Origin of the sequence: Asanoa hainanensis (assembly GCF_900188485.1) — a bacterium.
Taxonomy (GTDB): domain Bacteria; phylum Actinomycetota; class Actinomycetes; order Mycobacteriales; family Micromonosporaceae; genus Asanoa; species Asanoa hainanensis.
On the sequence record NZ_FZPH01000003.1, the window covers coordinates 266,508 to 289,212 of the forward strand.

Consider the following 22,705-nt stretch of genomic DNA (forward strand, 5'->3'; position numbering starts at 1 on the left):
GTACCCTCCCGACGATGAGCGTTCTGCGGATCCGCGGTCGTGCCCTGCCCAGCGGCGAACAGGTCGACCTCTACGCCGACGGCGACCGCTGGACCACCGACCCGGTGCCCGGCGCCGACCTGGTCGCCGAGGGCTGGCTGCTGCCCGGCCTGGTCGACGCGCACACCCACCCCGGCGCCGATGCGCCCGGCGGCCCGCTGAGCGAAGAGCTCCTCCGGGACGACCTGCGCCGCCACGCCGACAGCGGCGTCACCCTGATCCGCTCCCCCGGCCTGGCCGACCACCCGCCGCAGTGGTTCGGCGAGGACCCGGACCTGCCCCGCGCCGTACACGCCGGTCCCTGGTTCGCCCAACAGGGCCAGTTCTTCGACGCCTGGGGCCGCCGCCCGAGCCACACCGACCTGCCCGGCCTCGCCGCGAGCCAGGCGGCGTCGACGGGCTGGGTCAAGCTGATCGGCGACTGGAAGCCCGGCGACCCGCCGTTCCCCGAGGCCGTCGTCCGGGACGTGGTCACCGCCGTGCACGCGGTCGGTGGCCGCGTCGCCGTGCACGCCCAGAACGCCGAGGGCTGCGTGATCGCCGTCGCGGCCGGCGTCGACTCCCTCGAGCACGGCATGTGGCTCGACCCCGCCCTGCTGACCCGGATGGCAGAGCAGGGCACGGCCCTGACCCCGACGCTGGCCGCGCTGAGCGACTCGCTGGAGAAGCGGAAGGAACAACCCGACAGCCCGGGCAAGCGGTGGTACGTCGGTGGGGCGAGCAAACACCCCGCGCTCGTCGCGGCAGCGGCGGAGGCCGGCGTGACGCTGCTCGCCGGCACCGACTCGCGCCCGCACGGCCGGATAGCCGACGAGATCCGCACCATCGCGAAAGCGGGCGTACGCGCACACGACGCACTGGCCACGGGATCCTGGGCGGCCCGGGCCTACCTCGGTCTCCCCGGTCTCGAACCGGGCGCACCCGCCGACGCCGTCGTCTACGCCGAGGACCCACGTGAAGACCTCGACCAGTTGGACAAGCCCCTCGCGGTGATCCTGCGCGGCCGAAGGGTGCGCTGAGCAGAGGTCAGTCGTCGATCGCCTGATAGGCCAAGGTCCAGAAGTCGCGCAGGATCGGCGGTGGCTCCGGAGACGACCAGGCCCGTTGGGTCATCAAAATTGTGATCATCTCTTCCGCGGGGTCGATCCGCCACGACGTGCCCAGGCCGCCGTCCCACCCGTACCGGCCGGGTGTGTCGGCGATCGTGTGTCGGTGTGTGGTCACCTTGCCGCCGAAGCCCCAACCGGACGCCGCGAACTCGTCGGCCACCCAGTGCGGCAGCACCTTCTGCCCGCGCGTCAGGTGGTCGGCCGTCATCGTCGCCAGCGAGGGCCGGGACAGCAACCGCTGCGGGCCCGCGCCCAGCATCATCCGTCCGAAGGCGAAGAAGTCGTCCACCGTGGACACCACACCGCCGGCCCCGGAGAAGAACGGCGGCACGCTCGCCCACTCCTCCTGCGTGTCCAATGCCTCCACCGGGTCACCCCAGTAGCCGTTGGCCAGCCGCTCCAGCGAGACCACCGAGAACCCGGTGTCGGTCATGCCCAACGGCGCGAACACCCGCTCCAACAGGAAGTCCGCATAGGACAGTCCGGACGCCCGGGACAGCAGCACGCCGAGGACGTCCGAACCCGTGTTGTAGAACCATTTCTCCCCCGGCTGCGCCATCAACGGCAGCGAGCCGAGCCGTTTGAGCCACTCGTCCTGGTCCGGCATCGCCCGGGGCCGCGGCTCACCCATGCCGATGTCCAGATCCCAGGCCGCTTTCAGCACCGGGTACGCGTCGGCAGGCGCGTACACCTGCCCGAAGCCCCACGTGAACGTCAGCAGGTCGCGCACCGTCACCGGGCGGAAGGCGGGCACGGTGTCGTGCAACGCCGCGCCCATGCTGCGCAACACCTGGCGGTCGGCGAGCTCGGGAAGCAGCGCGTCGACCGGGTCGTCCAGCCGGATCCGGCACTCCTCGACCAGCATCATCGTCGCGGCCGCGGTGATCGGCTTGGTCATCGAGCTGACCCGGAAGATGGTGTCGGCGCTCATCGGGCGCCCACCGCCGTACGCGGTCGTGCCGAGCGCCTCGACATGCGTCTGCCCGCGCCGGCTCACCAGCGCCACCACCCCTGGCACGTCGCCCCGTTCGACGTATCCGGTCAGTACTTCGCGCATCCGCCGCAACCGCATCGTCGACAACATGTGCCGACGTTAGCGTGCCTACGGTGGATTCGAGGGGGTACCACCATGGCGAAGACCTGGCTGGTCACGGGAAGTTCGCGCGGCCTCGGGCGGGCGCTCTGCACCGCCGCGCTCGACCGGGGTGACAACGTCGTCGCCACCGCACGCCGGCCCGAACACCTTGGCGACCTGGTGGAGGCTTACGGCGACCGGGTGAGCGCGGTGGCGCTGGACGTCGGCGACCCGGTCGCGGCGGAGCGGGCGGTCGCCGCGGCGGTCGACACGTTCGGCCGGATCGACGTGGTCGCCAACAACGCCGGAAACGCCAACAGCGCGCCGATCGAGCAGACCTCACTGGACGAGTTCCGCCAACAGATCGAAACCAACCTGCTGGGTGTCGTGTACGTGTCGAAGGCCGCGCTGCCGCACTTCCGGGCCCAGCGGTCCGGCCATTACCTCCAGTTCTCGTCGATCGGCGGGCGGGTGGGCGGCACGCCCGGCGTCGGGCCGTACCAGGCCGCGAAGTTCGGTGTGGAGGGCTTCTCGCTGGTCCTGGCCGCCGAGGTCGAGCCGTTCGGTGTCCGGGTGACGATCGTCGAACCGGGCGGCTTCCGCACCGACTGGGCCGGAGCGTCGATGCGGATCGAGGACGGCGGCCCCGAGTACGCCGAGTCGGTCGGCGTCATGTCCCGCTACCGCGAGCAGGCCCGCGGCAAGGAGCCCGGCGACCCGGCCAAGGCGGCCCAGGTGCTGGTCGACGTGGTCGACCTGGCCGAACCGCCCAAGCGCCTGCCGCTTGGCTCGGACGCACTCGGCCTCGCCGAACGACACAACCAGGCGCTCGCGGACGAGCTCGCCACCTGGGCGGACCTGTCCCGCTCGACCGACTTCTGAAAGAACTCTTCCGCAAGAGCTGTTGCGCAATGATTCTTGCCATGCCAGGCTGTGGGCATGGCAGAACGTCACGTCCGACAGGTCACCGACTCGCGGGTGCTAGCCGCGATGTCCCACCCGCTGCGCCGGCGGCTGCTCGACGTGCTCGCGGTCTACGGCCCGCAGCCGGTGGGCGCGCTGGCCGAGCGCACCGGCCAGGCACCGGCCAACATCAGCCACCACATGAAGGTGATGCGCGAGTGCGACCTGGTCGAGGAGGCTCCCGAACTGGCCCGCGACCGCCGCGAACGGTGGTGGCGCCCGGTCAGCGCCGGGTTGCGGTGGTCAGGCCGCGACTTCGAGGACGACGCCGGCGAGGCCGCCGTCCTGCGCGCCGCCGAGTCGCTCAACCTCGACCACCAGGTGGGTCTCGTCCGCGAGTGGTACGGCGCACCCGACGCGGAGCAGGCCGTCTGGGGCGAGAGCGCCTTCGCCGCGGACCGCTGGCTCCACCTGACCCCTGCGGAGTTGGTCGAGCTCAGTCGTGACATCGTCGCCGTGCTCGACCGCTGGTCGGCCCGCACGACCGCGGCCGGAAGCGCAGGCGACAGCGCCGCCGGAGGCCCGGGCGGCAGCGCCGCCGGAGGCCCGGGCGGCAACCCGGCCGGCAACCCTGTGGGAGGCGCGGCCGGCAATCCGGCGGAAGGCGCGGCCGGCAACCCTGCGGGAGGCGCGGGTGGCAACGCGGCCAATGACGCGAGCGGCAGTGCGGGCGACGAGGAGCTTCGGCGGCCGGTTTTCGTTTTCGCGCACGGCATTCCGGCGACGCCGTGAGCGCCGACGACCGTACCGTCGCTGGTCGGGACTTTCGGCTTTTCTGGTTCGGCCAGGCCACGTCCAAGCTGGGCAACAGCGTCAGCTCCGTGGCGCTGCCGCTCGTCGCGGTGGCCACCCTCGACGCCGGCACGTTGCAGGTTGCCTTGTTGGCGGCCTTCTCCTGGCTGCCTTGGCTGCTGATCGGCCTGCCGGCCGGCGCGTGGGTCGACCGGCTCCCCCGCCGCCCCTTGATGATCAGCTGCGACCTGCTCTGCCTGGTCGTCATCGCGAGCATCCCGCTCGCCTGGTGGCTCGGCTCGCTCACCTTGACCCACCTGTTCGTCGCGGCGCTGGTTACCGGCACGGCCGGGGTCTTCTTCCAGACCGCGGACCAGGTCTTCCTGCCCACCCTGCTGGACCGCGCCGACCTGCCGAGCGGCAACGCCCGGCTGCAGAGCACCGAGCAGGCGGCCTACGTCGCCGGCCCGGGCATCGCCGGCCTGCTCACCCAGCTCGCCGGCGCGATCGCCGGTCTGCTCGTCGACGCGGTCAGCTTCCTGGTCTCGGCGATCTGCCTGTGGCGCATCCGCGTCCCAGAGAGACTCCATCGTGGACAACAGCGGTCGCTGCGGGCCGAGGTGGCAGAGGGCTTGCGGTTCGTCGCGGGCGACCCCTACCTACGGGTGCTCACGATCTGGGGCGCGATGAGCAACCTGGCGCTGATCGGCTACCAGTCGGTGCTGGTGGTGTTCCTGGTCCGCGAGGTCGGTGTGGCACCCGCCGTCGTAGGTGGCCTGGTCGCCGCGACCAGCCTCGGCGGCGTACTCGGCGCCGCGGCCGGCAGCGCGCTCGGCCGGCGCCTAGGCACGGCGCGGGCCCTGCTCGCCACCTCCGTGCTGACCCCACCATTCGGTCTGCTGCTGCCGCTGGCCGAGCGGGGGCCACGGCTCGCGCTGGCGGTAGCCGGCGTCGCCGTGCTGGTCGCCGGGATCAGCGCCGGCAACGTGGTCAAGGGCAGCTTCCGCCAGACGTACGTGCCGCACCACCTACTCGGCCGCGTCACGGTGAGCATGCAACTGCTCAACTACGGCGCGATCCCGCTGGGCGCACTGATCGGCGGTGTGCTGGGTTCCACGATCGGCCTGCGGCCCACGATCTGGCTGAGCATGGGCGCCGCGGTGGCCGCGGGCCTGATCGTCCTCATCGGACCGATCCGCACAACCCGCGACCTACCCGGACGACCGATCCCAGCTTCACCCGACCTGGTACACGCCGGATAGGCGAACGCCCCGACCCGCACACTGGCGGGTGCCGGCTCCACCCCGCTGTTATGGCCGACCCGCTGGTCAGGATGATCCAGCAACCGCCAGGATGGAAGAGTGACCAGGTGGCAAGAGATGATCGGCAACCTCGTCGATCTGCTCCCGGCGGCACCGGCGACCGTGGCGGTCGACGGGGCCGGAGACCGCAACGCGCTGGTGGCCGACCGGCTGGCCGAGGCCCTCGACCCGCGGGTCCTGGTGACCACGGGCCCGGGCTGGCGGGAGTCACGCCCCGACGCCCTGGTCTGGTTGCGCCTCTCGCCGGGCAAGGCCGACGGACCCGAGCACCAGGCCGACGTGGTGATCGACCTGCACGATCCGGACTGGCCGGTGATCCGGCACGTGGACCCGAGGCTGGCCGACCGGACCCGGTGGTACCTGCCCGAGAGCCGCGCCTTCTTCGCCGTCCGGGCGGCGACCTGGGATGCCAAGTTCGGTGACGACCTGCCCGCCTACGCGGCTGCGGTGGCGGAGGCGGCTCTGCCGACGGGCGGCACCGCGGTCGACGTCGGTTGCGGCACCGGCCGCGCGCTGCCCGCGCTGCGTGCGGCGGTCGGCCCGACCGGGCGGGTGCTCGGCGTCGACATCACCCCGGAGATGCTGGCCGTGGCGCGCGAACGGGCGGCGACACTGCTGCTCGGCGACGCCCGCCGCCTGCCGTTGCGCGACGCCGTGGTCGACGGGATCTTCGCGGCCGGCCTCGTCGCGCACCTCCCCGACCCGACCGACGGCCTGCGCGAGCTGGCCCGGGTGACCCGGCCCGGTGGGCGGCTCGTGATCTTCCATCCGACGGGCAGAGCGGCGCTCGCGGCCCGGCACGGCCGCCCGATCCGCGCGGACGAGCCGCTGTCACGGGGCCCGCTAGCGACAGCCACCGCCGCCGCCGGCTGGCGCCTGGACCGCTACGACGACGCCGAGCACCGGTTCCTGGCCCTCGCGACCCGCGTCTGACGAACCCAGCGCCACCACCCGGAAGCGACCGGGGCTATCGGAGCCAGCGTCGCAGCTTGCGCCTACGGGACCTGGCCTGGGCGGCGGGCAGGGCCCGGACGAGCGCGCGGCCGTGCGCGACCTGCTCGGCGTACAACAGGCCGTAGGTGAAGGTGTTGGCCTTGCGGTCGTGAGCGCTGAGCGCGGCCGAGCGCAGCACCTGCCGGGTGATCACCGAGTCCTGGTGGTCGCCGAGCAGGTCCTGGAGGCCGCGGAGACCGCGCACCAGCTTCCGGGCGTTCTTGTCGCCCGCGAGCTTGCGCACCTCGACGGCATAACGACCACGCTTGTACGCCTTGCGTGCCTCGTGCAGCGCGGGGTCGTCGTCGCCCGTGCCACCTTCGTTCTGCCTCTCGAGCGCCAAGTCGAGCAACCCGTCGGCGCGGCGCACCGCCTTGTGGATCCGCCGGTTCACCCAGCCCGGCCCCACCGAGACCACCGGCGGCGCCTCGATCACCTCGTCCAGTGTGGACAGCAGCGCGGCATAGCGACGTGAGCTCAGCGCCCGCCGCAGCTGGGTCAGCGCCGCCGCCTCGTCCGCCGCGAACCGCTCGCTCAGGTCCGCGGCGACCGGGCCGAGCACCAGCTCCGGGGGCTCGTGGCGCACCGCCTTGGCCAGCCGCGGCCCCATCACCTGGGCGTCGCGCACGCCGCCGAGCTGCTCGCCGAGCCACTTGAGCTCCGCGCGGACACCGTCGACGCGACCCGCCCCCCAGAGGCCACGGAACGTCCGGAACGTGCTGCGCAGCCGGCGCACCGCCACCCGCATGTCGTGCACGCCGTCGACGTCGCCCGCCCGGGCCGCCGGCTCGTGCGCGACCAGGTCGTCCCGGTGTGCGGCCGCGTAGGCGAGCACGGGCGTGGCCGCGCCGGCGTCGATCGCGGTGAGCGTGGCGAGCCGCTCCGCCAGCACCCGGTGGATCTTCGCCGGCGACCCCGGCCGGGCGCCGGCCTTGCGCAGCCGCCGTTCGACGGCGTCGAGCAGCTCCTCGTCGCCGTCGACCAGCTCCACCTCGATCTCGTGCCAGGCGACGCGGCGGTCGTCGACCAGGTCGTGCCCGACCACCGCGTCGTCGGCGAGGGTGGCCAGCACGGCACCGTCTGCGCCCAGCAACCGCCACTCGCGGCGACGGGTCTCGATCCGGGCCACCGGCTCGACCGGTGCACCCCGGGTCGCCGCCTGGACCAACCGCATCAGGTCGCGGGGCGGGCCGGTGCTGCGGGTCAGCGCCCGCTGGTGCTCGGTGCGGGCGCCACCGGCCGCGCCGACCTTGAGATGCCAGCCCGCGTCGGCCCCACCGGTGCGGCGGCGCAGCGCCAGGGCGCCACGGGTCAGCCGGAGCTCAGGGGTGTCGTAGTAGGTAGCGTCGAGCTTGAGCAGGGCCGGCTCGTCGAGCGCGGAGATGCCGTCGCGGAGCAGGTCCGGCACCCGGAAGCCAGCGGGGCTCTCGAACTTGCGCTCACGCTCCACCACGGTCCGCATGACCTGTTCGTACCCCGGAGCCGGGTTGGTATGCGGATCAGACGCGCGCTGCTGGACTGACCTGTGCCCGGGGCAGCCCCGCGACCAGCAGGTGCTCGGTCACGTCGGGCGCGGCGTCGCGCACGGTCATCGATATGCCGCTGTCGCTGGCCACGTCGGCCCCGGCGACCACGGCGCCGATCCCCTCGGGTTCGATGTGCCCGGCGCCACGGAGGTCGACGATCACCCGGGTCGAGTCGGTATGGCGGATCGCACGCACCAGCGCCGCTCGCAGCTCGGCTGCGTCGGTGGCACCCACGTCGCCGCGCACTTCGACGACGACGACGCCGAGTTGGTCGCGCTCGGTGACGAGCACCGTACCCACGGGGATACCTCCGGGTCGGCCGCATTTTCGGCGCCTTCACGGTATCCGTGCCGGCAAGCTCGCACCACCCACTGTTAGCTAGCCGTTAGAGCAAGGTATAGATCCCGTATCCGACGGCCGCGCCGCAGATGGCGAAGCAGAGGCTGGTGATGGCGATCCGGAGCGGGCTCGGGCGACCCGTCGACTCGCCGTCGGCGTCGGCCGGGCTGAGCACCCGGACCCCGACGGCGTACAGAACGATCACGCCGCCGCCCAGGAACAGCGCGGCCATCAGCACCGTGCCGAGGTCTCCCCAGGGAACGTTCATCGCGCGTACCTCGATGTGACCGAAGGCTTGGGCTTGGGCTTGGGGGGCGACACCGGCTCGTCGTTGACGTTGTGCCGGTCGACCTTGTTGCGCCGCGACAGCAGGTAGAACGTCGTGGCCAGCGCGACCAGCACTCCGGCCACGATGAGCACGCCAGCGGTCCCGCTGATCGCGACCCGGCCGGCCAGGGCGCCGATGGCGGCCGCCGCCGGCAGGGTCAGGCCCCAGGCGATCGCGATCCGGCCCGCGACGCCCCATTTGACCTCGGAGAGCTTCTTGCCGACGCCCGAGCCGATCACCGCGCCGGACGTGACCTGAGTGGTCGAGAGCGGGTAGCCGAGGTGCGAAGAGGCCAGGATGACCGTCGCGGCGCTGGTCTCGGCGGCGAAGCCCTGCTGCGGCTCGATCTTCGTGAGCCGGTGCCCGACGGTACGGATGATCCGCCAGCCGCCGAAGTAGGTGCCCAGCGCGATGGCGAGACCGGAGGTGAAGATCACCCAGAGCGGTGGCCCGCTGTCCACACCCAGCACGCCTGCGGTGATCAGGACGAGCGTGATCACACCCATGGTCTTCTGCGCGTCGTTGGCACCGTGCGCCAACGACACCAGCGAAGCCGACACCACCTGGCCGTGCCGGAACCCTTCCCGGGTCCTGCGTCTGGCCGCCCGCCTGGTGATGGTGTAGAGGAGGAACATGCCGGTCGCGGCCACCGCGCCGGCGATGATCGGCGAGGCGATCGCCGGGATGATCACCTTGGTCACGACCGTCGCGAAGTTCACCGCATCACCACCCGCGGCGATCCAGGTGGCGCCGATCAGGCCGCCGAACAGCGCGTGCGAGGAGCTCGACGGCAGGCCGACCAGCCAGGTGACCAGGTTCCACAGGATCGCGCCGACCAGGCCACCGAAGATCACCGCCGGCGTGATCTGTGCGTCGTCGACGAGGCCGCTGGAGATGGTTTTGGCCACCTGCACCGACAGGAACGCGCCCACCAGGTTGAGTACCGCCGAGATGGCGACGGCGACCCGGGGCCGCAACGCCTTGGTGGCGATCGACGTCGCCATCGCGTTGGCGGTGTCGTGAAAACCGTTGGTGAAGTCGAACGCCAATGCGGTGATGATGACGACGATGACCAGCGTGTCCATCGATGCCTCCCAGGGGAACCCTGGTCACGTGGACTAGTTCATCGCTCCCATTGTTGCCCCCCAACAACCGCCGCGGGTGGAGTTTGGCCAGATCAGCGGGCCATCCACCGTTCCGCGTCGGCGCGGCGGCGCGCCAGCATCCGCAGCACCACTCCGCCGGCGACGAGCAGCCCGCCGACCAGCGCGATCATCATGATCGCGGCACCGGTCCTGGGCAGGTCGCCACCACCACCGGGGTCGTCGTCCGGCGGTTCGGTCGAGGGCGGCGGCGTCGTGGGTGGCGGCGTGGTCGGTGTGGTGTTCGGGTTGGGCTCGATGCGCACGGTCAGGTCGACCCGGGCCCCGGCCGGCCCCGGCGTCGGCGCGACGACCGCGGCCCGCGCCGGCGTGGCGGGCGCGGCGGCGACGGCCGGCACACCGAGAACGGCGGCGGCCACCAGGACGACGGCAGCCCGGTTCACGGCGCCGTCGGGACGGCCTGGCCGGCACCGTCGAGGAACGTGGGCGCGGGACGCCGGCGGGCGCGGAGCAGGAAGATCCGGTACACCACCAGGGCGAGGACGACGAGCAGCAGACCGAGGACCAGCCAGGGTACGGCGGTCGTGCCGGCCGCTCCGGAGACCGACGGCAGGGTCTCGCGGTTGGTCGCCGGGTTGAAGTCGACGGCGGTGGTCAGCCGGCCCGCCGGGAAGACCGACGAGAACTCCTGCCGCAACCGCAGCTCCGAGTCGGGCAGCAGTTCCGCGACGGTGATCGGGTCACTGCTGGCCAGGCGTACGCCCAACGGCCCGTCGACCCGCACCCGCACGGTGCCGGACAGCCGCACGTTGCCGTGGTTGGCGACCCGGTAGGTGACCGCCATCTTGCCGCCGGGCAGCGGGATGATCGGGTTCTCGTAGTCGACGTCGACGGCGGTGACCGCGGCCGCCGGCTCGAGCGGCCCCGAGACCCGCAGGTAGATCCGGGCGGCGACCCGGCGCTCGACGTCGACGCGCTGGCCCTTCTCGTTGACCTGCTGCTCGGTGATCGAGGCGATGATGCCGCCGATGTGGTCACCGGGCGTCGCGCCGGCGGGCACGGACAGCGTGAACGGCATGTCCGAGCGCTTGCCGACCGGCAGGGTGGTGCTCGCCTTGGACAGCTTAATCCAGGTGCCGACGCCGTCGGGCTTACGGTCACGGGGCAGCAGGGCGAAGCCGCCGTCCGCCGCGGTGAACGCGTCCGTCGCGTAGAGGTCCACGGTGAGCGGCTTGGTGCCGAGGTTGCTCACCGAGATCCAGTCGGTGATCGCCTCCTTGGCGTTGAGCTCGTAGTCGAACTGCTTGCGCCCCTTGGGCCCGGTCGGGCTGCCGGGCACGACCGTCCAGGTAGGACTCTCCTCGCGCCGGGCGGCCGGGGCGGCCGAGGCGGCCGGCAGCGAGCCGGAGGTGAGCAGCATCGCCGCCACGGCGACGAACACCCCGGCACGCCAGGCGCGTCGGGGTCCGTTGACAGTTCTGGTGTCCATCTCGGCGGCTCCGGTTCGACGACGGTGGTACGTGGAACGGCGGAGGTGCCGCGGGCCGCGACACCTCCGCCGGTTGACACGGGCCGATCAGGCCAGGGTCAGGGTCAGGGTCGCCGCGTACTCACCCGGTGCCACGTCGTCCGGGATCGTCAGCGTCAGGCCGGCGTCGCAGGTGAACGTGCCGGCGCTGGCGCCCGAGGCGGCCGAGCAGAGGGTGCGGGTGTCGCCGAGGTCGGCGGCGGCACCAGCGGTGACCGCGCCCGAGCCCGAGACCTTGGCGGCCGACGGGGTCCAGGCGAGCTTGCTGTTGGCGATGGTGTTGGTGCCCTGGGCGAAGTCCTCGAGCTGACCGGTGAGCGACCAGCCGACGTTGGTGCCGCGCAGGTCGGTCACGGTCGCCTTCGGCAGGGTGCCGAGGGCGGTGCCACCGACGACGCCACCGGACAGCGAGGTGGTCGGCGCCGCGACGGCCAGGCTGAACGCGCCCGGGTCGATCGGGGCGAGGATCTCGACGTCGGCCGACGGGCCGGTGGTCTGGCCCGGCGCGATGGTGAACGCCGCCGCGGTCGACACGGACGGCTTGAACGCGGTGGCGTCCGCCGGCGTGAAGGCCGCGGTGAACTGGTAGGTGCCCACCGGCAGCGCGGTGGTGGCGAAGGTGGCGACGCCGTTGGCCACCGGCGCCGAGCCGATCACCGTGGTGCCGCGCTTGAACTCCACCGTGCCGGTGGCGGTGTTGGGCGTGACGTTGGCCGTGAAGGTGGCCTCCTCGCCGCGCTCGATGCCGCCGGCCGGGCCGACCGACAGGGCGGTCGTGGTCGCCTCGGCGACCGGGATCCGCCACTGGTCGCCGTTGACGACGATCGAGGTGCGGAACTCGTCGACGTGCCGGCCCTCGGTCAGCGAGTAGCACTCGACGATGACCCACCACTCACCGGAGGCCGGCGCGACGCCGCCCAGCGCGGTGGTGAAGGACCGGTTCGAGTGGACCGTGATCGGCTCCTCGTCGAACCCGCCGCCGCCGAGCGCGACCGCGAGGTTGCTGTAGGGACCGCCGGGGCGCCCGACCCGCAGCGACGCGTTCTCGCCGAACCCGGTCGGGCACGCCGGGCTGGTGGCCGTGGCGAACATCGGGGTGTCGTTCACACTGCCGCTCTGCTGCGACAGCGTGACCTCGCCCAGCGAGGCGGCCTGGGCCGGGCTGGCGATGCCCGCCAGGACGCCGGCCGTGATGGTCGCCGCACCCAGCAGCGCGGCCGCGCGAGCGAACACACGCTTGCTCATGGATCACTTCCTCTCAGAAGTTCAAGCCGGGTCCGGTGATCCGGCCGCGATCAGGCTTTACAGCGGCCGTGTCCCGGTCATCAGGCCGATCTCTCCGCCGGACGTGCGCTAGGGAAACAGTTGGGGTCGCCCGGTCACCCGAAGCGACCGTTCACGTAGTCGTTCGTCCGTTCGTCGCGCGGCGAGTCGAACATGACGTCCGTCGGCCCGTGCTCCACGATCGCGCCCGGGGTTCCGTGCGAGGCGAGGAAGAACGCGCAGAGGTCCGAGACCCGGGCCGCCTGCTGCATGTTGTGCGTGACGATCACGATGGTCACCTCGCCGGCGAGCTCGGCGATGGTCTCCTCGATCCGCCGCGTGGACGTGGGGTCGAGGGCCGAGCAGGGCTCGTCCATCAGCAACACCCGCGGGCGTACGGCCAGCGAGCGCGCGATGCAGAGGCGTTGCTGCTGGCCGCCGGAGAGCGCGCCGCCGGGCGAGCGGAGCCGGTCGCGCACCTCTTTCCACAGCCCGGCCCGGGTCAGCGTCTCCTCGACGATGTCGTCCCGGGTCGAACGGGAGGCGCGCGTCCCGGTCAGTTTCAGGCCCGCCAGCACATTGTCGAAGATGGACATCGCCGGGAACGGGTTGGGCTTCTGGAACACCATCCCGACCTGCCGGCGTACGTCGGTGACGCGGCGCTCCGACGAGTACAGGTCGGTGTCGTCGAGCAGCACTTCGCCGGCCAGGGACGCGCTCGGCACGAGCTCGTGCATCCGGTTGAGGATCCGCAGGAAGGTCGACTTCCCGCAGCCGGACGGGCCGATCAGCGCGGTCACCTTGCCGGCCGGCATGGTCAGCGAGACCCGGTCGAGCACCTTGTGGTCGCCGAACCAGGCCGAGATCGCCCGCGCGTCCAGGGTCCCGCCGATCGGCGGGGCGGTCAGCGTCTGGGTCACGTCAGTTCTCTTCTCTCTACAGCAGGTTGGGCAGCAGGCGCGCGGCCTGGTCGGCGACGGCGAGACCGAGGAAGGCGAGCACCGGCGCGCCGATGATCCAGGCGTGCCAGCCGCTCAACCTGGTGCGCAGCCAGGTGACCGCGATCGCGGCGAGCAGCAACGCCTGACCCCACAACATCGCCCAGAGCCAGCCGGACGAGTCGGTGGCCATCACCCGTTCGGCCTTGGGCAGCGCGCCCTCGCCGAACCGGCTGGCGGGCGTGGGTTGCGCGGGCGAGAGCAGTTCGGCGTCGACGTAGACGGTGCCGTCGGGGTCGAACGCCCGGCCGTGCCCGGTGACCAGGGTGAGCCGGCCGGCGCCGGGCGCGAGCGCCGGCGGCTCCGGGTCGCCAGGTCGGCGGATGCCGGTCACCTTGTACTCCGCGCGGCCCTGGCCGGTGGTGGCGTAGATCGCGTCATCCTTGATCAGCATCTCGAGGTCCCGGAACGGCGCGCCGTACGCCGACTGCCGTCCCATGAGGACACTCGTGCCGGACTGCCCCGGCAGCACGGTGTCGCGCCGGTGGCCCGGCCCCGCGCGCAACACGTCGCCGCTGGTGCCCTCGACGACCACCGCGTTCAGGCCGATCCCCGGGATCTCCAGCCAGGTCACCGGGCTGCCCGGCGAGACGAGCTCCTCCGGCCGGGGCGTGCCGTCGGGCGCGAACGTCACCCGGTACTGCCCGACCGGCGCCGTGCCCAGCTTCAGCTCGGCGCGGAAGTCGGCGAACAGGGTCTGCTGGTCACGCTGGTACTGCAGCCACGACACCGCGGTCAGGTGCGCGATCAGGCCGATGGCCAGCACGGCGACGATGGTGAACGCGGTGCCGACGACCTGCAGCCCGAGGTTCGGCGGCCGTGACGGCGGAGGCACCGCCGGCACGGAGGCTGCCGCCGGTGCCGGTGCCTGGAGCTCAGTTGTCGTCATCGCGGCGGTCCAGCCAGGGCACCGCCGGCAGCAACCGTCGACGGCGACCGGTGGTCATCGCCAGCGCGCCGACGCCGACCAGGCCCGCGCCGACCATCGCGACACCGACGACCGGGGCGCCGGTCAGGGCCAGGTTGCCCCCGTCGTCGTCGTCCGGATCGTCCTCGCCGGGATCATCGCCGTCCGGATCGTCGTCGCCTGGGGTCTCGGGGCCGATCGCGTCGATCACGAAGTTCACCGGCGCCGACGTGGAGGTCGCGAACGTGGCCGTGTCGGTCGGCTGGAACTCGGCGGTGAAGACGTAGCTGCCGGGCGGCAGCGTGCCCAGGTCCAAGGTCGCCACGTTGGCCGCGACGGCCTTCGGCTCACCCAGCGGGTCCGGGCCGCTCCTGAACTGGACGACGCCGGCAGTGCCGGCCGGCCCCACGGTCGCCGTCAGCGTGATGGCGGTGTTCTCCGGCTGCGGGCTCAGCTTGCTCGGGCTCAAGGTGACCGTGGTGGCCTGCTTCACCGGCTCGCCGACCTGGTAGTCCGGCAGCGACGTGGTCGACGGTCCGAAGCCTTCCCCGGGTACGAACGTCGCGGTGATCGTCAGTTTGCCACCCGGCAGTTCAGTGGTCTTCGTGGTCGCCACGTTCTGGTCGGGTGACACCTCGGCACCGATCGGAACATCGGTCGGGTCATCGCCCCGCCGGTACGAGAACGCGACCTTGCCCGCCGCGCCCGCCGGCTCGATCGTCGCCGCGATGGTCACCTCCGCGCCCACGTCGGCGCCGTTCTTCGGCGTGACCTCGATCGCGACCGCGGTCGGCATCGGATCGGCGGTCTGGCGCACGTTGAGCTTGACGCGGTTGCTGGTCGACTCCTGGTACTCACCGATCGGGGTGAAGACGGCGGAGAGCTCGTGGAACTGGCCGGACTCGTTGACCGGGATGTCGCTCGTCGTTAGTTCCGCCTTGCCGTCGGCCACCGCGACCTTGCCCATCGACTGCTTGGCCGCTTCGCCCGGCACGCCGTAGAAGAACTCGACCTCTCCGCCGACGCCCGCCGGCGTCACCGCCGCGGTCAGCGTCACCGGCACGTCGTCCAGCACCGACCAGCTCGGCGAGACGGTCAGCGTGGTGAAGGTGAGGTCCTTGCCGGGGCACTCGGTGCCGACCGCCCACCGGGCGCCGCAAACCCTGATCGGGGTGCGGAACTCGTCCGTGTTCCGGCCCTCGGTGAGGCTGTAGCACTCGATGATGACGACCCAGTTGCCCTCTGCCGGCGCCACGCCACCCATCGCCGTGGTGAACGACCGGTTGGGCGCCGTCTCGCCCGCGAACTCGACGTCCGCCTGGTCGAACCCGCCACCGCCGAGCGAGACCGCGAGGTTGTTGTACGGACCGCTGGGAGCTGGACCGACGCGCAACGAGGCGTTCTCGCCGAAGCCCGCCGGACAGGCCTTCGACTTGGCTGACGCGAACATGGGTGTGTCGGTCACGTAGCCCTGGGTCTGCGACAGCTCGACCTCACCGAGGCTGGCGGCGCTGGCGCCGCTGGTCGCGATCACCAGCGTCCCGCCCGCGATGCTGGTGACGGCGGCCGCGAGCAGAGCCGCTCGGGCGACCAACCGGGTCAGACGACGCCTGTGCATCGCTGGCGACTCCTTCAAGTCGAAGGGTCCGGACGGCCTGGCGGGCCGTCCGGACCTCGGGTGTGACGGTTTAGCTGTTGGCCTTGAGGTCGGTCGCGCCGCAGGCGGCGTTGAGCAGGTCGACACCGGCTGTGCGCTTGCCGAAGCCGAAGAGCTCGATCAGGCCGCGGTTGGTGCCACCGACGTTGACCGTGGCGGTGCACAGCGCCGAGTCGGCGCCGGTGAACGCGGCGTCGATCGCGGGGCTGCTGAGCTTGCTGGTCGGCACGACGTTGTAGACGTCGCGCCGCAACGGGAACGCGGTGTTGAGCACGCCACCGACGATCGGCTGCTGGATGGCCTGGCCGGGCATCCGCATGCCGGTCAGCGCGGCCTGCCCACGCCGGTCGGTCACGGTGACGCCGGTGGCCGTCGCGATGGTGGCGGCGTTGGTCTGGGCGATGAACTGACCGGCCGAGAACGGCACGATCTGGTTCAGGTTGTTGTTGAGGACGGTGCCGTCGTGCTCCTGGACCCGCTCGAGGTTCGGCTGGGCCGGGGTGCCGGCGTTGCCGTCGGTGTCCCGGGCGAGGCAGGAGTAGTCACCGAGGTTGATCTCGGCCTCGGTGATACCCATCTTGCCGGTCCAGAACTGCCAGGTGCCCGACGCGGCCTGGATCATCCGCGGCGTCACCGGGTTGCCGGCGATCGCCGTGTCGAAGCACTTGTAGACCCGCTGCACCTGGGCGAACGAGATGTTCGCCGGGATGTCGCCGTTGACGTTGCGGGCCAGGCCCACGGCGTCCACGCCGAACGGGATGTAGGTGTAGTTGCCGGCGGTAGCGGGCGGCGTCGGGCCGCCGTAGGACGACGAGCGGGCGAAGTCGGCACAACCCTGCACCGCGGCGCCGTTGAAGAAGCCGGGGCCGCCGTGCGTGCCGCCCAGGTTCTCGCCCTCCGACGCGCGCAGCGCCTGACGACCCGCACCCGAGCCGTCCGGCCGCGGGAACACGCAGTTGGTCGCCTTCGTCTTGATCGTCGAGGTGCCGCGGGCGTCCCAGGAGGCGACGACCTTCGTGCCGCCCGGAGCGTACGCGTTGCCGAAGCCGTTCATGACGTCCTGCGTGGTGTCCGAGCCGACACCGGTCAGCGACCGGTAATCGGTCGCCGAGCTCGGGTCGGCCATGGCCGGTCCAGCCATGGCAGCGGCTCCAAGCGCGGCGGCCAGGAGGACGGCGCCCACCCGACCGACGTTCTTGACCTTCATGTGTGCTCCCTTTCTGCGGGGCAGAGTGCTCGTAGCCGCCCTGCTGACGGACGAGGCCAAGCCATCGTCGCCAGCGCCGGTGCCGCGCTGATACCGCGACCCGGCGAACGTTTCGGGGTGAAGCGTTCCGCCAACACGTAGGCCGGATGAACGAGCGGGGGCCGGACCGTTTACTCCACGATGGACTGTCATGACCGTCCGGCCCCCATGCGTTTGAGGATGGGCCCGACGATCCCGCCGACGAGCCCGACCACCAGCACGATGACGAGCAGGTTGCGCATCATCCCCAGTGGACCGCCAGGCGTGGTCGCCGAAGCCCGCTCGATCGGTGGTGCGGGCGAGGCCGCGACCGGTGCGAGCGAAGGCGGCAGGCCGCCGGCCGGAACGCTGGGCGGCGGGGTGAGCGCCGAGGCGGGCGGTGCGGTCGGCGAGCCGATCTCGAGCTGGGCCGCCGCGTTCATGGTCTGCGCCCGGAGGTCCTGCGGTAGCGGCGCGTACCCCTCGGGCAGCTGCCCGCGGCCGAGGCCCGGCTGCTGCCCCTCGCCGGCGATCTGGCGGAGCAGCGCGGCGTAGTCCTTGCGCGCCTCCGCCTGCTCCCAGAGGTTCCCGACCGCGTAGTTGATCATCGCCAGTGGGTACGCGCCCGGGGTCTTCCAGGCGACCGTCGGGTCGATCACCTTCACGCCGGGCACGACCGAGCTCTGCGCGGTCGCTGCGGCCTTCTGCAGCGCGGCGTCCGTCGGCGTGCGGCAGTCGACACCCGCGAGCAGCTTCTTCTTGGTGTCGCGCAGCGGCTTGCACAGCTGTGCGGGGAACAGGCCGTAGCGCGCCGCCGACGCCGACTCGGTGATCGACATGGCGAACCGGTAGCCGGGCGCCCGCCGCGGCACCGGGTCGTAGTTCGGCGGCAGCGTGAGCTCGTTGAACACCGGCAACCGACCCTTGGTGTCGGCCCGCAGCGTCTGCAACGCCGCTTCGGACATGCTGCCCAGGTACGGCCTGAGGTTCTGCGTACAGTGCGGATAGGAGATGTTCTCGAAGTTGACCTCTGTGCAGACCGGGTCGGCCTTGGGGAACGTGTCGAGGCCGGTGTTGATGAGGCCCAGGTAGTTGCGGTTGATCACGATGCCGTTCTCGTCCGGCTTGCCCTCGAGGAACGCGCCGGCCTCAGGGTCGGCCAGCAGCCACCGCCACACCTGACGGCTGCCTGCGGAGTTGCCGAGCGAGACCATCAGGCCGTCGAGGGTCGCCGACTGGGTCCGGTCCCACCAGGCGAAGATCGGGTTGATGACGCGGAACTCGGGATCGTCCCGGATCGAGTCCGGATTCTTCGCCTTCTCGCCGAACGCCTTGGGATCCTTCGCGTCGTTGCGGTAGCTCTGGGTCAGCAGCTTGGCGATGAGCCGTGGCGTCAGCTTGACGTCCTTGAGCGCCGACCCGGCCAGCGCCAGCACCTCGGGAGGCACCTTCCCGTCGGCCTGGTTGGGGTCGACGATGTTGGCGTCGACGTTCATCGCCAGCTCGATGCCGCTCAACGTGGCCGGGGCATGCACCACGGGCGGCTGCCCCAACCCCGGCACCACCGGGTCGGCGGTGAAGACGAGTCCGGGCGAGCCGACGCCGGTCAGCAGCACCTGCCGGGCCGCCTCACCGTCACCGATCGCCGAGTAGCCGATCAGCGGGCCGTTGTTGGCGCAGACGCCGGGCTGCCAGGCGGTGACCGCCTCGGCCACCATCTCGCTTCCCGCGGTGCGCCGCTCCGCCGCGCCGAGCGGGCAGAGGCCGGTCACCGGCCGGAACTCGAGCGGCACGACGATGCGGTTCACCCAGTTGGCTGGCAGCAACGGGCTGCCGTGCACGGCTCCCTCGGCCGGGTCGGCCGGGACACCGTCGTACGGGTTGTTGTGCCCGCGCGGGACGATCACCAGTGAGCACTTCGGCCCGGCGACCATCTTGCCGCCGCGCTCCACCGTCGGAGCGCCACAGCCGAGATCCGGGGCCCGACCGACGTCCTGGAGCTCGAAAACCGCACGCCCGGTGCCGTCGCCCGACGTGAGTGCCCAGGGAACCTCGTTGGTCGACGGCTCGGCGAACGACTCGCGGAGCACGTCGAGGTCGGTCTCCTCGGTTTCGTTGCCCGTGGCGGGGTTCGTAATCGTCCGGTACGGCTTGTACGAGCTGCCGTCGCGGAACCGGACCCCCTGGACCGTGCGGAACGGGATCATCTTCGCGTCGGTCCGCAGCGTTCCCGGCGCGTCCCGCTCGTCGACGTCCTGGGTCTTCGGGTCGTCCACCTGGGCCGGTGCGACTTCCTTCGGATCCCGCAACGGATAGTTCGCGAGACCCAACGTCAGCGAGCGCGAGTTCGCCGCCTGCGACGTGGCCCCGGAGCGGCCGGTGAACGGCGACGGCAGGTTCATGCCGAACTGGCAGGTCTCCCGGAACGCCAGACCGTCGGGGTCGTGCTTGTCGTCCGGGTCGCCCCAGCACTGCATGATCTGGAGGTAGTCAAAGCCGAGCGACCGGGTCCGGGGCGACGGCACGCCGCCGGTCCAGGACACCTCGATCGCCTGGTTGGTCAGGTCGCGGGTCTGCGAGACCGTGACCGCGAGATTCGAGAAGTCCTCGATGGTCCCGTTCTTGCGCCCGTGCACGGTCACCGCCGAGCCCGTGTCCGCCCCGCCGGACTGCGCGTCCTGCGCCGCCAGGGTCGGTGTCGGGTCGCCCACGCCGAGCAGCGCGAGCCCGGCCGCCAGGGCCAGCACCAGGCCGGCCGCGCTGACGCGGCTCATCGCCGGTCTCCACGCGACCGCCACCGCTGCGCCAGCAGCGGCGGCACCAGCACGAGACCGAGCACAGCCAGTCCGGCGATCAGCATCGCGGTCTGCTGGAGTCCCCAGCCGGGCCGCCCGGTCAGGTCGACCGGCACCGCTCCGATCAGCTCCCCGTCGCCGCTCCCGCCGCCACCGCTCGCCCCGCCCGGACCCGCGCTCGCGGAGGACGACGGACCCACGGTCGCGCCGTTCTGCGGCGTGTTCCCCTGGCTGCCGCCGCCACCGCTACCGCTGCACCGCGCGGCCGCCAGCACCGGCGTTTCGACCTTCGCGCCCGCCGTACCCGTGGAGGTCTGCTTCGAACCTCGCTTGTCACAGGGTGACGGCTGTGGCGCCGTCTTGGCCAAGGTGTTGGAGCCGTCGCTGGAGAACGTCGGGTTGTTGCACGAAGCCAGCGACCCGCCGTGCTTGACCGCTCCCGGGATCTTCGCCACCTGCGCGAAGCCGGCCTCGACCAGGTTCTTCGGCAGCGGCGAGTAGCCGAGCACGTCGGCCTGTTGCTGGCCCTCGCAGAGGAAGTAGTTGGCGAACTCGCCGAGCGTGAAGCCCTTGTCGGTGTTGATGCCGCGGCCGGTCTCGGTCGGCACGATCATGTACGAGTACGACGACAGCGGATAGACCCGCGGGTCCGTGAAGCTGTAGACGTCGTCGAGGATCTGGGTGAGATAGTCGCGCGATCCCTTGTTGTTGTTGATGCGCGCCTTGGTCAGCGCCACCGCCACGTTCTGCGCGGTCGGCTCGACGTAGTAGTCGGCGGCGTTGCGCACCTTGACGACCGGGAACCGGGCACCGATCGCGTACGAGTACTCGACGTACGTGATCGCGCCTTCGGCGTTGGCCTGCTGCACGTAGCCGGTGACACCGGTCGAGCCCTGCTGGCCGACGAACCCGTCGGACGACCGGAACGGGTACGCGGACGTGATTCCGCACGGCGCCTTCTTGCCGAATTTGGCGCAGTACGCGTTCCAGATGCTCGGATACTGCTTGCTCATCCAGAGCGTGAACTGCGCGCTGGTGCCGGAGCCGTCCTGCCGCACCACCGGCACGATCCGCCGGTTGGGCAACGCCAGCCCCGGGTTGTCGGCCTTGATCTTCGGGTCGTTCCAACGCTTGATCGCCCCGGTGAAGATGCTCGCCACCACGTCACCGGACAGGCGCAGGTTGGTCACCTGCCGGCCGGCGATCTTCAGGTTGTACATGAACGCGGTGCCACCGGCCACGATCGGCATGTACGCGAACTTGCGCGGTGGTGCCGTGTCCACGCCGCCGAAGGCGTCCCGCAGGCCGTACGGGATCTCGGAGACACCGAAGTCCACAGTGGCGTTGCGGAACTGGTTGCGGCCGTCCGTCGAGCCGGTCGGCTGGAAGTTGACGTACAACTGGCGCTGCAGCACGTTGCGCCGCCAGTTGTCGATCGCGTTGGAGCTCCACGTGGATCCCGCGCCGTTGATCGGCACGCGCCGGGGCGCGGCGGCGACTGCCGCCTGTGCGGGAACGAGCGCCGTGACGGCGACCGCGACCGCGGCGGCGACCAGGGCTCTGACGTTCATGTGCTGACCTCATCGTCGCGGTTGGTGACTCTGGCTCGTTCGCGGCCGGCGAACCGCACCGCGTCGCGATAGGACCGCCCGGCCCGACGCCGTCGCTGGCCCCGGCCCAACTGCCCCGCGGGGCGGCCGCCGATGATGCGGGCCACCGCGAACAGGAAGAGCACGAGGAACATCAGGACGGCCGCCGCGCCGAACCCGCGCGCGATCATTCCCGCGTCGGGCCGGGTGACGGAGTTGAAGACGAACAACGGCAGCGAGATCTGCGGTTCCTGGAACGGGTTCGCGTTCGTGTACGCCGTGACGCCGGAGGTGAGCAGCACCGGCGAGGTCTCGCCGATGCCGCGCGCGGTGCCCAGGATGATCGCGGTCATCAGGCCCGACTTGGCGGTCGGCAGCACCACGTACCAGACCGTGCGCCACTGCGAGCCGCCCAGCGCCAGCGAAGCCTCGCGCAGCGTCCCGGGCACCAGCCGGATCACCACGTCGGCCGCCCGGATCACGATGGGCAGCATCATCACGCTGATCGCGAGCGACGCGGCGAAGCCGGACTTGCCGACCGCGAGCCAGCGCAGCGCCGCGGGCAGGTCGTCCTTGGCCTGGTTGAGCAGCAGGATGACCGACGAGTAGACGAACAGGCCGGCGACCACCGAGGGCAGCGCGGTCATCGCCTCGACGATCGTGCGGACGAACCGGCTGAACCGACCTGGCAGCTCGGCCAGGAAGACCGCGGCCGTGACGCCGAGCGGCACGGTGACCGCGAGCGCGATCGAGATCTGCTCGAGCGTGCCGAGGATGGCGTGCCGGATGCCGCCGATCGACAGCGGCTGCAGCGGCCCCGCGTCGCGCATGTCCTCCGTGTAGAAGTTGCGATGGCCGAGGGCGTCCAGGCCGCGATAGACGGTGAACACCACGACGACCACGAGCGCGATCAGCATGAGCACGGCCAGGCCGTGCACCAGGACCGCCGCGATCCGGTCGCGTACGGTCGGCCCGCGCTCGTCGAGCCCGACCAGCAGCCCGTAGAACGCGACGAAGAAGACGAAGGCGAGCACGACGAAGCCGAGCGTGCCGTCGAACGGCGCGAGCCGGGTGAACAGCAGCGCGGTCAGCGCGAGCGAGGCCCAGGCGGCGCCGAGGGCGACGTACACGTCGGCCTTGCGCGTCGATCCGGTCGAGCGGCGCACCTCGTGGCCGGCGTCGGGCGTGCGCTCCGGGAGCGTGGTCGTCGTCAT

The 22,705-nt window shown here is 71.7% G+C and carries 20 protein-coding genes; 5 read left to right on the top strand and 15 right to left on the bottom strand.

Annotated elements, in window-relative coordinates; all coding sequences use genetic code 11:
• Positions 1-14 precede the first annotated feature (14 nt).
• Positions 15-1,058, top strand: coding sequence for an amidohydrolase family protein (locus CHC05_RS08790; RefSeq protein ID WP_089246629.1), 1,044 nt, complete (start codon positions 15-17; stop codon positions 1,056-1,058).
• Positions 1,059-1,065: 7 nt separating this feature from the next.
• On the opposite strand, the gene CHC05_RS08795 is transcribed toward CHC05_RS08790, so the two are convergent.
• Entirely contained in the window at positions 1,066-2,232 is a 1,167-nt protein-coding gene (locus CHC05_RS08795; protein WP_089246631.1) for a serine hydrolase domain-containing protein, read from the bottom strand.
• Between the two features lie 45 nt (positions 2,233-2,277).
• Here CHC05_RS08795 and CHC05_RS08800 point away from each other — a divergent pair, with 45 nt between their 5' ends.
• The 4 genes from CHC05_RS08800 to CHC05_RS08815 all read left to right on the top strand — a co-directional run bounded on the left by CHC05_RS08800 (position 2,278) and on the right by CHC05_RS08815 (position 6,173).
• A complete protein-coding gene (locus tag CHC05_RS08800) occupies positions 2,278-3,105 on the top strand; it encodes an SDR family NAD(P)-dependent oxidoreductase (protein WP_089246633.1) in 828 nt (275 codons plus the stop codon).
• A gap of 57 nt (positions 3,106-3,162) precedes the next feature.
• Complete coding sequence (locus tag CHC05_RS08805) at positions 3,163-3,918, top strand: ArsR/SmtB family transcription factor (protein WP_144022526.1); 756 nt, start codon at positions 3,163-3,165, stop codon at positions 3,916-3,918.
• Complete coding sequence (locus CHC05_RS08810) at positions 3,915-5,180, top strand: MFS transporter (RefSeq protein WP_089246635.1); 1,266 nt, start codon at positions 3,915-3,917, stop codon at positions 5,178-5,180. The genes CHC05_RS08805 and CHC05_RS08810 overlap by 4 nt, the downstream gene beginning before the upstream one ends.
• Before the next feature lie 99 nt (positions 5,181-5,279).
• Positions 5,280-6,173: a class I SAM-dependent methyltransferase gene (locus CHC05_RS08815; protein ID WP_245870723.1), complete on the top strand. Its 894-nt coding sequence runs from the start codon at positions 5,280-5,282 to the stop codon at positions 6,171-6,173.
• Between the two features lie 34 nt (positions 6,174-6,207).
• Here the strand turns inward: CHC05_RS08815 and CHC05_RS08820 are convergent, their stop codons facing one another.
• From CHC05_RS08820 to pstA, 14 genes are all read right to left on the bottom strand, one after another.
• Positions 6,208-7,695: a CYTH and CHAD domain-containing protein gene (locus tag CHC05_RS08820; protein WP_089246639.1), complete on the bottom strand. Its 1,488-nt coding sequence runs from the start codon at positions 7,693-7,695 to the stop codon at positions 6,208-6,210.
• A 37-nt stretch (positions 7,696-7,732) separates the two neighbouring features.
• The gene (locus tag CHC05_RS08825) at positions 7,733-8,059 is read right to left on the bottom strand and encodes an STAS domain-containing protein (RefSeq protein WP_179266102.1); all 327 of its coding nucleotides are present in this window, start codon (positions 8,057-8,059) and stop codon (positions 7,733-7,735) included.
• A gap of 85 nt (positions 8,060-8,144) precedes the next feature.
• Positions 8,145-8,366, bottom strand: coding sequence for a hypothetical protein (locus CHC05_RS08830; RefSeq protein ID WP_089246643.1), 222 nt, complete (start codon positions 8,364-8,366; stop codon positions 8,145-8,147).
• The gene (locus tag CHC05_RS08835) at positions 8,363-9,511 is read right to left on the bottom strand and encodes an inorganic phosphate transporter (RefSeq protein WP_089246645.1); all 1,149 of its coding nucleotides are present in this window, start codon (positions 9,509-9,511) and stop codon (positions 8,363-8,365) included. Before CHC05_RS08835 ends, CHC05_RS08830 begins: the two co-directional genes overlap by 4 nt.
• Before the next feature lie 92 nt (positions 9,512-9,603).
• Entirely contained in the window at positions 9,604-9,972 is a 369-nt protein-coding gene (locus CHC05_RS08840; RefSeq protein WP_089246647.1) for an LPXTG cell wall anchor domain-containing protein, read from the bottom strand.
• Positions 9,969-11,018 carry a WxL protein peptidoglycan domain-containing protein gene (locus CHC05_RS08845; RefSeq protein ID WP_089246649.1) on the bottom strand — a complete coding sequence of 350 codons (1,050 nt, stop codon included), beginning with the start codon at positions 11,016-11,018 and terminating at the stop codon, positions 9,969-9,971. The genes CHC05_RS08840 and CHC05_RS08845 overlap by 4 nt, the downstream gene beginning before the upstream one ends.
• A gap of 87 nt (positions 11,019-11,105) precedes the next feature.
• Positions 11,106-12,302, bottom strand: a complete 1,197-nt coding sequence (locus CHC05_RS08850) for an Ig-like domain repeat protein (RefSeq protein ID WP_089246651.1) — start codon at positions 12,300-12,302, stop codon at positions 11,106-11,108.
• 134 nt (positions 12,303-12,436) lie between these two features.
• A complete protein-coding gene (locus tag CHC05_RS08855) occupies positions 12,437-13,240 on the bottom strand; it encodes a phosphate ABC transporter ATP-binding protein (RefSeq protein WP_089246653.1) in 804 nt (267 codons plus the stop codon).
• A 16-nt stretch (positions 13,241-13,256) separates the two neighbouring features.
• The gene (locus CHC05_RS08860; protein ID WP_089246655.1) at positions 13,257-14,207 is read right to left on the bottom strand and encodes a sortase; all 951 of its coding nucleotides are present in this window, start codon (positions 14,205-14,207) and stop codon (positions 13,257-13,259) included.
• Positions 14,194-15,843 carry an Ig-like domain-containing protein gene (locus tag CHC05_RS08865; protein ID WP_089246657.1) on the bottom strand — a complete coding sequence of 550 codons (1,650 nt, stop codon included), beginning with the start codon at positions 15,841-15,843 and terminating at the stop codon, positions 14,194-14,196. The genes CHC05_RS08860 and CHC05_RS08865 overlap by 14 nt, the downstream gene beginning before the upstream one ends.
• Positions 15,844-15,913: 70 nt before the next feature.
• The gene (locus CHC05_RS08870) at positions 15,914-17,089 is read right to left on the bottom strand and encodes a hypothetical protein (RefSeq protein WP_089246659.1); all 1,176 of its coding nucleotides are present in this window, start codon (positions 17,087-17,089) and stop codon (positions 15,914-15,916) included.
• Between the two features lie 188 nt (positions 17,090-17,277).
• A complete protein-coding gene (locus CHC05_RS08875) occupies positions 17,278-19,881 on the bottom strand; it encodes a hypothetical protein (protein WP_089246661.1) in 2,604 nt (867 codons plus the stop codon).
• Positions 19,878-21,473, bottom strand: a complete 1,596-nt coding sequence (locus CHC05_RS08880; RefSeq protein WP_089246663.1) for a phosphate ABC transporter substrate-binding protein PstS — start codon at positions 21,471-21,473, stop codon at positions 19,878-19,880. Before CHC05_RS08880 ends, CHC05_RS08875 begins: the two co-directional genes overlap by 4 nt.
• Positions 21,470-22,705 (bottom strand): phosphate ABC transporter permease PstA, encoded by a 1,236-nt coding sequence (gene pstA / locus CHC05_RS08885; protein WP_089246665.1) that lies wholly within the window; start codon positions 22,703-22,705, stop codon positions 21,470-21,472. Before pstA ends, CHC05_RS08880 begins: the two co-directional genes overlap by 4 nt.